This window comes from Bombilactobacillus apium, assembly GCF_013385145.1.
Taxonomy (GTDB): domain Bacteria; phylum Bacillota; class Bacilli; order Lactobacillales; family Lactobacillaceae; genus Bombilactobacillus; species Bombilactobacillus apium.
In genome coordinates this window covers 211936-226862 of the sequence record NZ_JABZEC010000002.1, presented here as the reverse complement: position 1 = coordinate 226862, position 14927 = coordinate 211936, and the positions used below count along the sequence as shown (strand labels likewise).

12 protein-coding genes are annotated in these 14927 nt (G+C 41.2%); 7 read left to right on the top strand and 5 right to left on the bottom strand.

The window, feature by feature from the left end; all coding sequences use genetic code 11:
- Positions 1-217 precede the first annotated feature (217 nt).
- Entirely contained in the window at positions 218-1135 is a 918-nt protein-coding gene (locus tag HU830_RS03135) for a prenyltransferase (RefSeq protein ID WP_176942328.1), read from the top strand.
- Between the two features lie 379 nt (positions 1136-1514).
- Positions 1515-2255: a LysR family transcriptional regulator gene (locus HU830_RS03130; protein WP_176942327.1), complete on the top strand. Its 741-nt coding sequence runs from the start codon at positions 1515-1517 to the stop codon at positions 2253-2255.
- 109 nt (positions 2256-2364) lie between these two features.
- Here HU830_RS03130 and HU830_RS03125 read toward each other — a convergent pair whose 3' ends face one another.
- The 3 genes from HU830_RS03125 to coaBC form a co-directional block, all read right to left on the bottom strand.
- The gene (locus HU830_RS03125; RefSeq protein ID WP_176942326.1) at positions 2365-2682 is read right to left on the bottom strand and encodes a carboxymuconolactone decarboxylase family protein; all 318 of its coding nucleotides are present in this window, start codon (positions 2680-2682) and stop codon (positions 2365-2367) included.
- Positions 2683-3007: 325 nt separating this feature from the next.
- Positions 3008-3553: a DUF4865 family protein gene (locus HU830_RS03120; RefSeq protein ID WP_176942325.1), complete on the bottom strand. Its 546-nt coding sequence runs from the start codon at positions 3551-3553 to the stop codon at positions 3008-3010.
- A gap of 1228 nt (positions 3554-4781) precedes the next feature.
- The gene (coaBC, locus tag HU830_RS03115; protein ID WP_176942324.1) at positions 4782-6017 is read right to left on the bottom strand and encodes a bifunctional phosphopantothenoylcysteine decarboxylase/phosphopantothenate--cysteine ligase CoaBC; all 1236 of its coding nucleotides are present in this window, start codon (positions 6015-6017) and stop codon (positions 4782-4784) included.
- Positions 6018-6201: 184 nt separating this feature from the next.
- Between coaBC and HU830_RS03110 the strand changes: the two genes are divergently transcribed.
- The 3 genes from HU830_RS03110 to HU830_RS03100 all read left to right on the top strand — a co-directional run bounded on the left by HU830_RS03110 (position 6202) and on the right by HU830_RS03100 (position 9647).
- A complete protein-coding gene (locus HU830_RS03110; RefSeq protein WP_176942323.1) occupies positions 6202-7395 on the top strand; it encodes an MFS transporter in 1194 nt (397 codons plus the stop codon).
- A gap of 197 nt (positions 7396-7592) precedes the next feature.
- Positions 7593-8153 (top strand): LysE family translocator, encoded by a 561-nt coding sequence (locus HU830_RS03105; RefSeq protein WP_176942322.1) that lies wholly within the window; start codon positions 7593-7595, stop codon positions 8151-8153.
- Positions 8154-8249: 96 nt separating this feature from the next.
- The gene (locus tag HU830_RS03100; protein ID WP_176942321.1) at positions 8250-9647 is read left to right on the top strand and encodes an amino acid permease; all 1398 of its coding nucleotides are present in this window, start codon (positions 8250-8252) and stop codon (positions 9645-9647) included.
- Positions 9648-9732: 85 nt separating this feature from the next.
- Here HU830_RS03100 and HU830_RS03095 read toward each other — a convergent pair whose 3' ends face one another.
- The gene (locus HU830_RS03095; protein ID WP_176942320.1) at positions 9733-10332 is read right to left on the bottom strand and encodes an SGNH/GDSL hydrolase family protein; all 600 of its coding nucleotides are present in this window, start codon (positions 10330-10332) and stop codon (positions 9733-9735) included.
- Positions 10333-10393: 61 nt separating this feature from the next.
- On the opposite strand from HU830_RS03095, the gene coaA reads away from it, so the two are divergent.
- On the top strand, positions 10394-11323 hold the full coding sequence (coaA, locus tag HU830_RS03090; RefSeq protein ID WP_176942319.1) for a type I pantothenate kinase: 930 nt from the start codon (positions 10394-10396) through the stop codon (positions 11321-11323).
- A gap of 147 nt (positions 11324-11470) precedes the next feature.
- Here coaA and HU830_RS03085 read toward each other — a convergent pair whose 3' ends face one another.
- Positions 11471-12790: an MFS transporter gene (locus HU830_RS03085; protein ID WP_176942318.1), complete on the bottom strand. Its 1320-nt coding sequence runs from the start codon at positions 12788-12790 to the stop codon at positions 11471-11473.
- Positions 12791-13083: 293 nt separating this feature from the next.
- On the opposite strand from HU830_RS03085, the gene guaA reads away from it, so the two are divergent.
- Positions 13084-14631 (top strand): glutamine-hydrolyzing GMP synthase, encoded by a 1548-nt coding sequence (gene guaA, locus HU830_RS03080; RefSeq protein WP_176942317.1) that lies wholly within the window; start codon positions 13084-13086, stop codon positions 14629-14631.
- Positions 14632-14927: the final 296 nt, after the last annotated feature.

Sequence of the window (14927 nt, the reverse complement as noted above, 5' to 3'; positions counted from 1 at the left end):
GCATTAAAATCTGCCTGGGATAGAGTTACCAGAAAAGCAATAAAAAATGGAGCAGATTTCTCCACTCTGAAAAGGTCCAACTTTTGGGGGTCACTACATAAAAATTGTCTTTGAAAAACAAAAATTATAAGATTGGCTTAAGTTTAGCTATTGTTTAAATGATTTTTGACTTGTTGAAAAACAGGGTTACAGTGGAAATGATTCGAGGTTAGCAGTAATGAATTGGAAAGTATTTTATCAAATGTCCGGACTCAGCACGCCCCCTTTAGATTTAGCTTGGCTTATTTTGGCAGCTAGTTTTTCCTATTATTATTGGGGGAGATTTAATTGGTTAGCACCGACAATAGCTTTAGTCATTGTCTTTATGTTTCATTTAATCATTAATATTCAAAATGATTTATACGATTTCGAACATGCTTCTACAAAGACCGCCTATAAAGAAAAAACTAATAATATTGGCTTGTATAAGCTAGATCTGCAAGTTGTTAAAAAATGGTTGGCTTGGTTAGCGATTCTCCCGATTGCTTTGGGGCTTCTTCTAGCCTATTTCACCGGCTGGCCCACCTTAGTTATTGGAAGCTTAGCGGCGATTTTTGGTTTAGGTTATTCTGCTGGACCTCGGCCCTGGAATTCAACGCCTTTATGTGAATTCTGCGTTGCTTTCCCGATTGCTTACATGATTCCCTTAACCTATGTTTATCTGGGAAATCTAGGTCATTTGACCCTAGATTGGACCTTAGTTGGGCGCATGTTTTTAGTTGCTTTGTTGCCGCTAGTAATGATTTATATTATGCAGTTGGCCAATAATATTTGTGATCTGCAAGAAGATGTGCCCAATGGGCGTTATACCTTGGTTTATTTTTTGACCGCCGCTCGGGCCATTAAGCTGTTTTATCTTTTGTATTGGCTGTCGGCAGGGGGCTTGATTCTCGTTGTCTGTTGGGGATTAGCTCCCTGGCTGACCTTATTAACCTTACCGCTCTATCTAATCTTCAATCGTCCCTTACAGATTTTGCGCCATAATCAGCATAAGAAAGAAATCTATAACCAAGTCATTGTCAAACACTGTTCGCAAATTACGATGACCTATATTGCTTTGTATCTAGTCGGGACGATTTTCCATTTAATTTTTTAGGTGGCGCGGATAAATTGTAAACTATTTGATTAAACCACTTAATGAGTCTGAAACTAATCCAGTAAAAATAGTGCTGCTAGAATTTGCTTCTACCAACAACAGATTTTGTAGAGCTCTAGGGGGTCGAAGTCAAATCGTATTGATGACTATAAATAAATGTTAAGTATAATAAGATCATGTCTGGTGTCCGGGCTGCAGCTGAACTATCGAGGAATTATACTCCACCTTATTATATTGAAGAGCAATTTACCAAAAAAGTATCAGGACTAAATTAATTTGGCCACAATTAATAATCATGAAGTACTCATTACCGATGGTCGTGAATCTTGGGTTGTGATCAACAATGAATAATTGTTATTAAAGAGGATAAGTAATTAAGATGAACTTCAATGATTTAAAAATTTTTCAAGCAATTTATGAAATTGGCTCCTTAAATAAAGCAGCCGAACAATTGGGCTATGCTCAATCGAATATTACTACGCGTTTAAAAGTAATGGAGACGGAACTGAATACCAAACTTTTTTTACGGACGCAAAAAGGGGTTACACCCACTAAAACCGGTAATATTTTTTATTCTGCGACCCTAAATATTCAGGCCGAACTAGCAAAGGTAACGACGCAAATTGATCAACAAAAGAAGACCTTATTAGGCTCAGAGGTTTTAATCTCAGAGTTATTAAATAATAGTGGTCTGGTTAGTTATAGTCACTTTAGTAAAATTGTTGTCAAGCGGCAGGAAAACATTGTTCAAGAAGCCGCCAATAATCTGTATGATCTGGTGGTAACCTTTGCTGATTTGAATAACAATCATAATTATCATTTACAAAAGACAAGGGCGATTAAGTGTAATTACTTGGCGCGTGAGAGCCACGCTTTTGCCAATAATTTACCAGTTTTAGTTAATAGTGATCCTATCTGTGCTTTTAGAAAAAGAACGTTACAAGATTTGGCGGATAAAAGTCGGATTCTTGAGATTGATTCGTTGCAGGCAATCGAAATGATGGTTGAACAAGGAAGTGGTATCAGCCTGTTACCTTGTTCGTTTGCAGAAACGAAAAATTTGGTAAAACTGAGGACAACTGATATTTCCTTAGAATATAAGATATATCAAAGTAAGTAAAATCGTTATCAGTCTAAAAATATCAATGATTTATCTGGAGATACCAAAAAGCCACGATCCTTGATGGGGATAATGGCTTTTTTGAATACTGGTACTAAGTTTAATGGCTTTAGCCTGGAGCGTTGATCTGATCAACCAATAACATGGTTTTTGGCAAACCAAGGTAAAACATTAAATGGGTACAAAGAGCGGATAATTCCTTTTTGGTTAGCCCATTCTGATAAGCCGTAGCAAGATGATAGGGCATCTGATCACTATTACCAATGGCGGTTAAAAGTGTCAGGGTTACTAGGCTACGAGTTTTAGAACTTAAACTTTCATCTAACAAAACCTCATCAAAGATAATATCTTTGGTATATCTACATAAATTTGGATTAAACTTAAGTAGGTTTTCGCTAAATATTTCTTTGATTGGGTTATTTGCCATAATATTTTCTTCTTAGCTTTTATATTAATCCTTGCGCTAAACCATCGCCAAAAGACCAATTCTCAATGGGGACTTCATTTAATAAAATAAAATATCACTTTTAGTTATATTGTTTTTTTGAGTAATATCAGCAACAATTCTTTGATACAATTTTTTATTGGTTTTTATCCAAAGCTGAAAAAGATCACCCTGGGAAATTTTAAAACATGCTTCTAAAGCTGCATCAATCGTCGTATTTATCTGCTGGATGGTTTTTGTATCGTAATTATTATTATAGAAAACTTTAGCAGGGGCATGATTCTATCCCCCACTTTATTTTTTCTAATTATTTCTGCCAGGAATTCAAGTTCTTACCTGGTGAAATATGCAAAATCTCATATACTTTTTGGCCGCTCAAAGGTTTGTCTTCTAAAAACGTAAATGTAACTAATTGCCACTTATCTGGATTATAAATAAGCACTTTGCCTAATTCATTAGCTTTACGCTGGGCAGTTATTGGGACCTTGGTTAAAGAAAGTTGTGGTTCGATTGGTTGATATTCTTCAACTAAATATTTGCTTCTAAGAAAGTCTGGACTCAAATCAACAGTTGAGGTAATTCCGATCCCGATCTGTTGCCAACCAAAAGATTTTAAGATATTGTCAAAAAATCCAGAAAAAATAAATTTATTCATCCCTTCGGAGTCTTGCCAAACGTAAAAAGGTGCGTAGCTGTTAGATATAGCACCTTCTTTTCTTTCAGTGATCAGGTATGCCTTAAATAATAATCCTGGGAAAAGATCTGTTTTACAACCATTATTAGTGGTTCGATCTCTAATAATTTGCATATCGTAATCTGTCGGTAAAGTTACCTGATATTGCATTGCTTGCATAGTTTTTTCCGTCCTTGCTTGAATAATTGAGTATGCCAATACTATATCCAAAAATAAAAATACTGGATACTACCAGTTAGCGATATGGTTATCACAATTAGTGATAGGCAGGTGAGTCTATGTTGATCCGAGAATATAAAATATACTTTGGAAATGGAAGTTCTAGCTAACTAGAAAAAAGAAATTTGGGCTCGAGCAAAGAATTGTTTAATCTAAGTGGAATCGCCGGCATTTAAATCAGTTGCAGCAGTCTGAGCTTGTTGGCGTGGAGCCAATTTAGTTTCGATTGAAAACGCAATAACCCCGCTCTCATTGGACTATTTCAATGAGAGGGACTCAGTTCAGTAAATTGAGAATGATTTTTTGTTAGGAGATTTGCGGCTTAATTTTCGACTCTATAAAATCTGCGGTTGTTTTTGGAAGATTAATTTCATCCCGCTAGATCCATAAGTGGTCTAACTTTTTTAAACGACAACCTGTAAAATTTCTCGTCCGTGGGGACCAACTCCAGCAGCTAACAAATTCACATCTTCGTAAGCATTAGTGTTCGTTGCGATCACAAAGATTTAAAGTAAGGTAAAGTTAGCTGGCTTTTTAAAGATTTGACAATGATGGAAGAGGCCAACAATCGATTATAAAGCTTGTGCTATTAACAAATAATGAGGGCTTGTAACTAAAAATATTGGTAGTTATAACATGTCAATCTTACAACTAATTAAAATATATTATACTTGGTTTAAAAGATGATGATGAGGATGTAGGAGCTCACGAAACAAGGACAAGATATTAGTCTAAAGACCGGGACTTCGATAGAAATCAAGGAAATTATTGAAAATAAGATCCGAAATTTGACTCGTTCTGACTGAAATAAGATCAGTTTAGCCCCTGGGAAAATACTAGATACATCAGTCTTATTTTTTAACTATGGCAGATTCTATAATTAATCCAAATGATAATTTAATCTAAAAACTCAAAGTAATTCCTTTACAATGGTAGTTATCACAACAAACCCTGAAAACAGGAATTTATTACTTTAGTAAAAAATATCAAGCAGAGGGAGTATAAGGCGAAATTTAGAAAAGTTCCTGGTTTTGATCTTACTCAAGAAGAAATAATTGAGGCCTTAGAATCTTTACTATTTAGGGAATAATTAAGAGGATTGAATACTTATAAGCTTCTACAGCATAGTTTTGTTTTGCGGTTCACTGCTAAAGATTGTTTAGTCCAATTAGGCTTCGGTCTTGCTAGTCAAAGCTGGAGTTAAGTGGGCGATTATTTCCCGGGCAATTGTCAATTTCGCAGCCCGAGGGAGAACCTTCGGTGCTTGTTGGGCTTGAAAAATAGTAACGGCGTTCTCATCACTGCCAAAACCAATTTGTGAATCACTGACATCGTTGGCAATTAAATAATCAAGTTGTTTCCGGGCTAATTTCTTTTGCGCATTTTTGACCAGATTTTCGGTTTCGGCCGCAAAGCCGACGACTATTTGGCCTGAGCACTTAGTTTGAGCCATCTCGGCCACAATATCCGGATTAGTTTCTAATTCCAAAGTATAAGTTTTTTGACCGGGAGTTTTTTTGATTTTTTGGGCTTGACGGGTAGCGGGGCGAAAGTCAGCTACGGCGGCGGCGCTAATGAAAACTTGGGCAGTCGCGAACTCTGCAGTCACTGCGGTCAACATCTCTTGGGCTGAATGGACGATTTGAGTTCGAACTCCATAGATGGGAGAACTAGCAATGCTAGTAATTAAAACAACTTGGGCACCAGCTTCACTAGCGGCTTGGGCGAGAGCCAAGCCCATTTTTCCTGAAGAATAATTTCCCAGATAGCGGACCGGATCGAGGGCTTCTTGAGTTCCGCCCGCAGTGATGACCATCTTTTTCCCTTGCCAGCTCTGGGAAGCTTCTTTTCGCAAAGAGCGCAGGGCAATTTGTTTTAAAAGCGGAATAGCATCAGGTAAGCGGCCTTGAGCCCGATAACCTTCGGCTAAGAAACCTTCTTCGGGTTCGACAATTAGCCAGCCGTCCTCGGTCAGTTGTTGGAGATTACGTTGGGTAGCGGGATTATGCAACATTTGGTCATTCATCGCCGGGGCTAAAACCTTGGCAGCAGGAGTAGCGAGAGCCAGTTGAGTGACGAGATTGTCGGCTTGACCTTGGGCTAATTTGCTGACGGTGTTGGCGCTGGCAGGGATGACCATCAAGAAGTCGGCCCAGCGCGCCCAGTGAATATGCGGAATAGCGGCACTGTTGTCCTGGGAATCATCAATTAAGGGATCTTGCTGGGATAAAACAGCTAAAGTCTTGGCGGTGATAAATTCTTGGGCCGCGGGAGTAAGGGCGACTTTGACTTGGGCACCAGCTTTAACTAATTCGCGGACAATTTTAGCGGCCTTGTAGGCGGCGATACTACCGGTGACGGCGAGGAGAATCTTTTTTTGATAGTAGAAAGATTGGCTTGACATAATGGACTCCTTCAGATTTCACAATAGAAATATAACTTTTCTTATCATAGCATAAAGCCCTTGTTTCCGGGTAATTTAGTGGCGGTGACTGCTCATTTGGCTTTCTATTTTGGGTAAAGATTGTTAAAATACTTAATTGACATTTTTTATGCAGTAAATCCCTAAATTGAAGGAATTGAATATTTTGAAAAAAAGTAACTATTATTGGCTGGCTGCCGGAATTGTTTTAATCGCGGCTAATTTGCGGCTCCCGATTACCATGATTCCGCCACTTTTGCCCTGGTTTAAAACTAATTTAGGCTTTCCGACTAGTTTGTCGGGAGTTTTGACGACGATTCCGCTGTTGATTTTTGCCTTACTGTCACCTTTGGTGGCTCGTTGGGGAGTTCGCCGTGGCAATGTTCCCGTGCTTTTGGCGGCTCTAGCGGTGATGACGATCGGAGGATTCTTACGGATTATTCCTAGCTCGGCAGTTTTAATTGGGGGAACAATCCTCGTGGGAATTGGGATTGCCGGCGGCAATGTCTTGTTGCCCGCAGTGATTCAAGAATATTTCCCCCTAAAAACGGCGGTTTTGACCAGCTTATATACGACCACGATGGGAGTCGTCGCGGCTTTAGGAACTGGAGTTGCGGCACCCTTAGCCCAAGGGACGAACTTAGCTCTTTCGATGGGAACTTTAACTTGCATTACTTTATTGGCTTTTCTAGTTTGGCTAGGCGCTTTTCTAAAAACGCCGCGGAAAAGACCTCAGCCTCCGCTAAAAAGCAGTTCTAAAACAGAAAAAAGTAGTTCCTTGTGGGGCCAACCTTTAACTTGGATGATTGCCTTTTATTTTGGGAGTCAATCATTACTCTACTATTCTCTTTTGACTTGGTTACCGAGTTACTGGCTCCAAGCGGGTTTTTCCGCCGGCTTGACCGGGATTTTAGCGACCGTCTTCCAGTTATCAGGAATGCCCTTATCCTTGATTACTCCCTTAATTGCGCGGACCAAAGCCGGAATGTACGGTATTGTTTTATTTGTCGGGGCAAGTTTTGTTGTGGGCTTAGCTTGCTTAGTGAGTTTCCAACAAAACTTCGCCGTTAATTTGATTTTGGCTTTCTTAATGGGTTCCGCACCAGCAGCGGCCTTTGCCTTAGCGATTGTTTTCTTTCAACGGAAAACCGTGAATATCACCGAAACTGTGCAGATGTCTGGAATTGCTCAGTCTTGTGGCTACTTATTGGCGGCTGTTGGCCCCACTTTGACTGGTCTGGTCAAGGGTTGTACCAATTCTTGGGGACTGATTTTTGGCGCCTATGTTGTCTTGGCCTTCTTGGAAGCCCTGATTGGCTTCTTAATCATTGGCCATCGCCCCTTGAAAATAAGAGCCTAGTTCCTTACTTGAACACCGTTTTGGATGGCTTCTCGAAAAATGATTTCCGTTTTCGCAGAGCTAGTGCAGGACGGTGCTTTTTTAGTTAGGGGCTCATTGTCGGGAGCCGAGAAATTGTTTATAATTAAAAAATCTAATTATTTGAAGGATGAATTTAATTATTTAATCGAAATATTTAATAAAAAGGAATCTGATTGATGGGGAGTTACTTATCTTTTCTAGTCGTAATGTCTTTTACACCGGGTCCCAATACAATTTGCGCTTTGTCTGAAGGACAGAGGAAGGGATTTCAGCGGAGCTTAGCTTTTAATGGTGGAGTTTTCCTAGGACTATGGGGAATGTGTATCTTGGGAGCTTGTTTTGCAACTTTATTTCAGCAACAAAGAGAATTTCAAATTTTCTTGAAAATTTGTGGATCAATTTTTTTGCTTTACCTAGCGTGGCAAATGCTTTCAGCCGGACTTACGAAAACTAAGGCAGCTAGTGAGCATCCACTAGTTAAAGGGCTCTTGATGCAAGTAACCAATGTTAAAGGCTATGTCTATACGATTACTGGTTTGACCGGCTTCACCTTGCCTTCATTTTGGAATGAGATTGCCGTTCGAGCGGGGTTGATTGTTGGAATTGGAGTTCTGGGAACCCTACTGTGGACTTTACTGGGAGTAGTTTTTGTCCGCTTTTATCGGTGTCACCAAAGGCTAGTGAATGGAATTGTCAGCTTATTATTAGTTTATAGTGCAATTGAATTGTGGCTCTAAATGGACAAGGTCACGCTTGTAAAAACCGGAATACTTTGCAATTTATGGTAAGATTAGTTACAATTTGGAATAATTATTAAGAAGGAGATAGAGTTCATGAGAGAAAAAGAAAAACACGAATTGAATAAGTCCCTATCTTCTAATCAAATGCAAATGATTGCACTTGGTGGCACCATTGGTGTGGGACTCTTTATGGGTTCCGCCTCAACTATCAAGTGGACAGGCCCCTCAGTAATGCTGGCGTATGCGCTGGCTGGGTTTGTTCTTTATTTGGTAATGCGGGCCCTAGGTGAAATGCTGTATACTAATCCGATTACTGGTTCTTTTGCCGATTTTGCCTCCGAATATGTTCATCCCTTGGCCGGTTATTTGACGGCCTGGAGTAATATTTTTCAGTTTTTGTTGGTCGGGATCAGTGAAGTGATCGCCGTCGGCACTTACTTGCAATTTTGGTGGCCAGGCTTTCCAACTTGGATTGCCGGAATCGTCGTGGTCATTATGTTGTGCTTAGCGAATTTAGTATCGGTCAAAGCTTATGGTGATTTGGAGACTTGGTTTTCGATGATCAAAGTTTTGACAATTATTTTCATGATTATTGTGGGACTGTTGGTAATTGTTTTCGGTTTGGGAAATCATGGCCGTCCAGTGGGCATCAGCAATTTGTGGAGCCACGGTGGTTTCTTCACGGGTGGTTTTAATGGTTTTATGTTTGCCTTATCGATTGTTATTGGTTCCTATCAGGGAATTGAAGTTGTCGGAATTACCGCCGGCGAAGCCAAAAATCCCCAAGAAAGTATCGTTAAATCAATTCGTTCAATTGTTTGGCGAATTTTGATTTTCTATATTGGGGCTATTTTCGTAATTGTTTCTATTTATCCTTGGGATGAATTAGGAACTCTAGGTTCACCTTTCGTAGAAACTTTTGCCAAGATTGGAATTACTTTTGCGGCAGGAATTATTAACTTTGTCGTCGTGACGGCGGCTCTTTCCGGCTGTAATTCAGGAATCTTTAGCGCTAGCCGGATGTTATACACCTTGGCGCAAAATGGTGATTTACCACCAGTCTTTAAGAAATTATCCAAGCATAAGGTGCCTTACGTGCCAGTTTTGACAATGGGAATTGGGATCTTAGTTGGTTTGATTTTGAATGACCTTTTACCCCTCTTTTTCAAATCGGCGGGGGATGCCTTTGTCCTTGTCTACGGCGCCAGCGTTTTGCCAGGGATGATTCCTTGGTTTGTAATTTTGCTGAGCCACTTGAACTTTCGCAAGCGCCATCAAACTGAATTGGTAGAACATCCCTTCAAGATGCCGGGAGCACCTTGGAGTAATTATTTTGCCTTTATTATGTTGTTGATTATCTTGGGTTATATGTTCGTCAACCCCAGCACCCGGATTTCAATCTTTATCGGAGTGGGATTTGAACTAATCATGGTCATCATTTACTATCTAAGTAATCATGGTAAAAAGACAGCTTCAGTAGCTAAAAAATAAGCTAAGATGTGAAAGTTTGTGACTAAATGGGGGCTAAATAAGAAAAAATCCGAATGAAAAGTTGATATTTTCATTCGGGTTTTTCTTATTGTTGAGCTGGTTGAATCTGGGAAGTCGCAGCGGAAGAGTTCTGTAGGAGTTGGCTGATGACAGGATCCAGTAACTGGCTTAAAAGCTCATAGCCTTGGTCGTTGAAAGTTAGACCATCTTCGCGAAAGTAAAGCTTGGCTTCTTTTTTTTGCATAGCTTGCAGTAAATTGATATAAGGCAAATCATATTTTTGGGCCAGATGTTCCACTGCTAGGGCGAACTGTAATTGCCGCGGCCAAGCGCGTCGGGGCTGGAGTTGGCTATTAAAAGCGGGTGGAGAGACTAAGATGATCTGGGCTGGTTGCAGCTTTTGAACTAACCGATTAAGATTTTGGGCAAAGATGCCTACTTTGATTTGGCGCTTGCGATCTAAGTCCGTGCTCCCAAAAAATAAAATTACGATTGCAGCCTGTAAGCTGACGACATCTCTTTCGACATGGGTTAAGGCTTGAGCAGTCGATTGACCCGGTAAAGCCAGATTTCGTAGTTGTTGGTTGGGAAAAGCCTGCTGTAAGCGGGTGGTGACGGCATCAGTAACTGTTTCTTGCTGAAAACCAGCAAGCAGATCATCACCAAAAAGGGCGATTGTTGGCATGGGCAAAGCTCCATTTCTCAAATTAAAAGCAAAAGTTAAGTTAAATGTAGAAGGGTGAATGATGAAACGATTGATAAATTATCATAAATACGGGCGCCAAGAGTGGGCGCAGTTTCATGGGGAATACCGGCATAATATTGCGGCCGCTGATTTACAACAACTGAAATCTGTTGGTGATCAAATTTCTCTCGAGGATGTCCAGGAAATCTACGCTCCTCTCCGGCACTTACTGCATTTATATTTAAATAATTACCAACAATTGTCAAATGCCAAAGCTCGTTTTCTCGGCCAAAAGCCCCATCAGGTTCCTTTCATTATCGGAATCAGTGGAAGTGTGGCGGTTGGCAAGAGTACAACCGCCCGCTTACTCAAGATGATGTTACAGCGCGCCTATCCTCAGTATAAAATTGAACAGATTACCACTGATGGTTTCTTGTATCCCAACGCTGAATTAGCAGCGCGCCATTTGACAGCCGACAAGGGCTTTCCTTGGAGCTATGATAATGAAAAATTGTTGCGCTTTTTGGAAGATGTCAAAGCGGATCAAGGGCCGGTAACTTATCCGGTTTATTCTCATCAGATTAATGATGTTTTGCCCGATCAACAGGAACAAATTGAGCATCCCGATATTTTAATTATGGAGGGGATCAATGTCTTGCAATTGCCACAAAATCAACAGATCTATGTCAGTGATTACTTTGATTTCGCGATTTATGTGGACGCCGATCCCCAATTGATCGAACAGTGGTACTTGCATCGTTTCCAAGGTTTCTTGGCTTGGCAACGGGCGCATCCCGATCCAACGAATTTTTATTATCAATTTTTAGAGCAGCCAGAAGATCAAGTTTTGGTCTTTGCTCACCGGGTTTGGCAGGAGACGAACTACCGTAATTTGCTGGAATACATTGCGCCAACTATGCAGCGGGCGGACTTGATTTTGCATAAGACGACGAATCACTTTATCGATAAAGTTTATTTACGGAAATACTAGGACCCTAGTAATTTTTTAGGGATGTTCTAATTGGAGAGGGCAATGGACGGCAATAGTTACTTATATTTCTCCTATTTGATATAAAAAAGAGCCAAAGGCGAGTTTTTAATGCTCTCGTTCGGCTCTTTTTTGATTTTTGGCAGCTGCTTAATTTTTGGAACGTTCTTGAAGGGTAATATAAATTAAAGCCAAGAAGGCTAGCGCGGTGGCACTGTATAAAACGGTGTTGCTGGCAATCCAGCCAAAGTGTGCGACTAAGATGCCGATTAAAGCAGTTGCTAAAGTTTCACCGATTAAATATTGGAAGAAGCCCATGAACCCGGTCGAAGAACCCACGGCAAATTTGGGCACCGCCTCGTTGACCATTAAACCAACCAAGGTTAAAGGAGCGTAAATTAAAGTTCCCATAATGAACAAGACGACGACAATCATTGGCTTGCTGCTGCTGAAAAAGTAAATGGTTAGGCAGATGAATAAGCCCACAACGCAGCCGAGGCAAACCCAAGTTCGGTGGCCTTTTAATAAATCAGAAACGGCACCCAGGCCGATAACTCCTGGAACCGCCGCCAATTCAAAGATCCCGACTAACCACTTAGCCCAAGCACTGTCGAAGCCTTTGAATTGAGTTAAGTAACTCGGAATCCAACTCATGATGCCATAACGCACGAGATAAAGACACATAGAAGTAATTGTGATTGCCCAGACCAACTTATTAGTTAGAATATATTTTTGGAAAATTTGCCATAGATTAAGGTCGGTTAATTCCTCATCGGCAGCGGTGTGCGTCTCAGTTTCTTGCGTGTGGTCACTAATGCTGGGAAGACCGACTGAAGTTGGTCGATCATTTCCCGCGACCAGAATGAAAACTACAATTAAAAAAGAAACGACGGAAGCCGTGTAGAAAACCGCGGCAATGGAATTGCTAAAGAGCCAAGTAGCTAGTTGGACGGTAGCCACGCAAGCGAAAGCTCCCAAGTTGTGGGCGGATGACCAGATGGAGTAGACGGTCCCGCGGGTCTTTTTTCCCCACCAAAGCTGGACAATCCGTTGGCAGGCCGCAGCTCCCATTCCCTGGGCGATGGACATGATCAGCATTAAAAGCATCATGACATAGAGATTTTTGGTTGCGCCTAGGCCTAAATTCAAAACTGCTGAAATGAAAAGGCCCGTGGCTAAGTAACGGTTAGGATTACATTTATCACTTAAAGCTCCCATGAAAAGCTTGGAAATTCCGTAACCAATTCCAAAACAAGAAAGAACTAAACCAATTTGGGCGGTGGAAAAGCCGTAGGTTTTCATAATGTCATTTTGCTCGGTGGTGAAGATCAGCCGAATAACATAGTAGCCAACGTAGCCGATGCAAATAGACATTAGAACCCCAATTTGGTGGTGATGATAAGTAGAGTTAACCTTTTCTGGAGCGACCTTTTGCGAGGCTTCCGGAGCCGGTTTGAGAAATGAGAACATAAAAATCATCCTTTCAATTCCAATAAATAGGAACAATTCTTATGATAAGATTAATAAAAAATAATGCAATAGTTTTGTTTACCTGAATTGATTTTTATTTCTAAAATGTTTTGTTAGAGAAAATTTCTGGAGCACACTAATTATTGGGGGACAAGTTAGTTGAAGCTTAATTAAAGTAATTCTGGTGTTATCTATATGAAAAAGTTCGGATAAATTTGTTTAATTAAGGTCGAAGCTATACACTGCGGACTTTTTTTGTACAATGGTAATAATTGAATTAAGGAGTGTGGAGATTGAGCGGTCAAGTGAAAGCTGATAGTATCATTGTGCTAGATTACGGTAGTCAATATAACCAATTGATTACCCGGCGAATTCGGGACTTGGGGATTTACTCCGAGCTATTACCGAACACCACCACAGCGGAACAGATTAAGCAATTGGCGCCCCAAGGAATTATCCTTTCGGGAGGACCCAATAGTGTTTATGCTCCTGATGCTCCGCAAATTGATCCTGCTATTTGGGAACTCGGGATTCCAATTTTGGGAATCTGTTATGGAATGCAGCTGATGATGGCTACCTTGGGTGGTCAGGTTGAAGCTGCCGGTGCCCCAGAATATGGTCGGGCGGGAATTGAAATTGAAAAGACCAGTTCGCTTTTGTTCAAAGACTTACCTGCCAAGCAATATGTTTGGATGAGTCACGGCGATCGAGTGACCCAGATTCCAGAAAGTTTTGAAACAGTAGCAATTAGTTCCAATACCCCCTATGCAGTTGTCGAAGACGCTGCTCGGAAATTATACGGAATTCAATTCCATGCTGAGGTCCGTAATAGTGACTACGGCTTGGATATTTTGAAAAACTTTGCTTTCCAAATTTGTGGAGCGCAAGCTAACTGGAGTATGAGCGACTTCATTGACGCCCAAATTGCTCAGATTCGCGAAACTGTCGGCGACCGGAAGGTTCTCTTAGGTTTGTCTGGCGGCGTGGACTCCTCTGTGGTTGGCGTCCTCTTGCACAAGGCAATTGGCGATCAATTAACCAGTATTTTCGTTGATCACGGCTTGTTGCGCAAAGGCGAAGCTGATCAAGTGATGGCTAGTCTGGAAGGCAAGTTCGGCTTGAACATTGTCAAAGTAGACGCTCAAAAACGCTTCTTAGATAAATTAGCCGGAATTAGTGAACCGGAACAAAAGCGGAAGATTATCGGCAACGAGTTCATTCAAGTCTTTAACGACGAAGCCCAAAAGCTTGATGGAATCGACTTCTTGGCCCAAGGAACCTTGTATACCGATGTAATTGAAAGTGGCACTAGCACCGCGCAAACCATTAAGTCTCACCATAATGTGGGCGGTTTGCCGGAAGACATGCACTTCCAATTGATTGAACCTTTGCGAACGCTATTTAAGGATGAAGTGCGCGAACTCGGTGAGAAATTGGGAATGCCGCATGATCTCGTTTGGCGGCAACCTTTCCCTGGTCCTGGTTTAGGAATTCGGGTCTTAGGTGCAGTCACCGAAGATAAATTACAAATTGTGCGCGATAGTGACTATATTTTGCGTGAAGAAATTAAGAACGCTGGTCTCGAAGAGACCATCTGGCAATACTTTACCGTCTTACCGGGGATGCGTAGCGTGGGTGTGATGGGCGATGGCCGGACTTACGACTACACCGTCGGCATTCGCGCAGTCACCTCAATTGACGGGATGACGGCTGACTTTGCGGAAATTCCATGGAAAATCTTAGCTAAGATTTCCACGCGAATTACCAACGAGGTGGATCACGTCAACCGCGTTGTCTACGATATTACTTCCAAGCCACCAGCAACGATTGAGTGGGAGTAGAAGGTACATGCTAATTGAACCCGGAATGTTGATTTAACGGCGTTTTCGGGAGATACAAAGGATACGATTGGCGGGGAAATTGTTACGTTCCCCGCCAAGATCCCCGCCAAGTTTGGGCCGAATGAGGGCTGAGCTGGCGGGGATTTTTTGTATCGGTTTGTCAAACCTGAACCTATCTTCTTCAATGTTGTTAGGATCAAGAATCTAAGTGGTCTTGAAGGGATGCTTGCTAACAACTTAGTTTTGTACTATGCTCCCAATAATGCGAAATTATATATCTAATTACTAATTTTCTT

Coding starts and splice junctions, on each gene's coding strand:
- coaA (WP_176942319.1), top strand. CDS start 10,394: ATGAAACGATTGATAAATTATCATAAATACGGGCGCCAAGAGTGGGCG.
- HU830_RS03120 (WP_176942325.1), bottom strand. CDS start 3,553: ATGCAAGCAATGCAATATCAGGTAACTTTACCGACAGATTACGATATG.
- HU830_RS03095 (WP_176942320.1), bottom strand. CDS start 10,332: ATGCCAACAATCGCCCTTTTTGGTGATGATCTGCTTGCTGGTTTTCAG.
- HU830_RS03085 (WP_176942318.1), bottom strand. CDS start 12,790: ATGTTCTCATTTCTCAAACCGGCTCCGGAAGCCTCGCAAAAGGTCGCT.
- HU830_RS03105 (WP_176942322.1), top strand. CDS start 7,593: ATGGGGAGTTACTTATCTTTTCTAGTCGTAATGTCTTTTACACCGGGT.
- HU830_RS03135 (WP_176942328.1), top strand. CDS start 218: ATGAATTGGAAAGTATTTTATCAAATGTCCGGACTCAGCACGCCCCCT.
- HU830_RS03125 (WP_176942326.1), bottom strand. CDS start 2,682: ATGGCAAATAACCCAATCAAAGAAATATTTAGCGAAAACCTACTTAAG.
- HU830_RS03100 (WP_176942321.1), top strand. CDS start 8,250: ATGAGAGAAAAAGAAAAACACGAATTGAATAAGTCCCTATCTTCTAAT.
- HU830_RS03130 (WP_176942327.1), top strand. CDS start 1,515: ATGAACTTCAATGATTTAAAAATTTTTCAAGCAATTTATGAAATTGGC.
- coaBC (WP_176942324.1), bottom strand. CDS start 6,017: ATGTCAAGCCAATCTTTCTACTATCAAAAAAAGATTCTCCTCGCCGTC.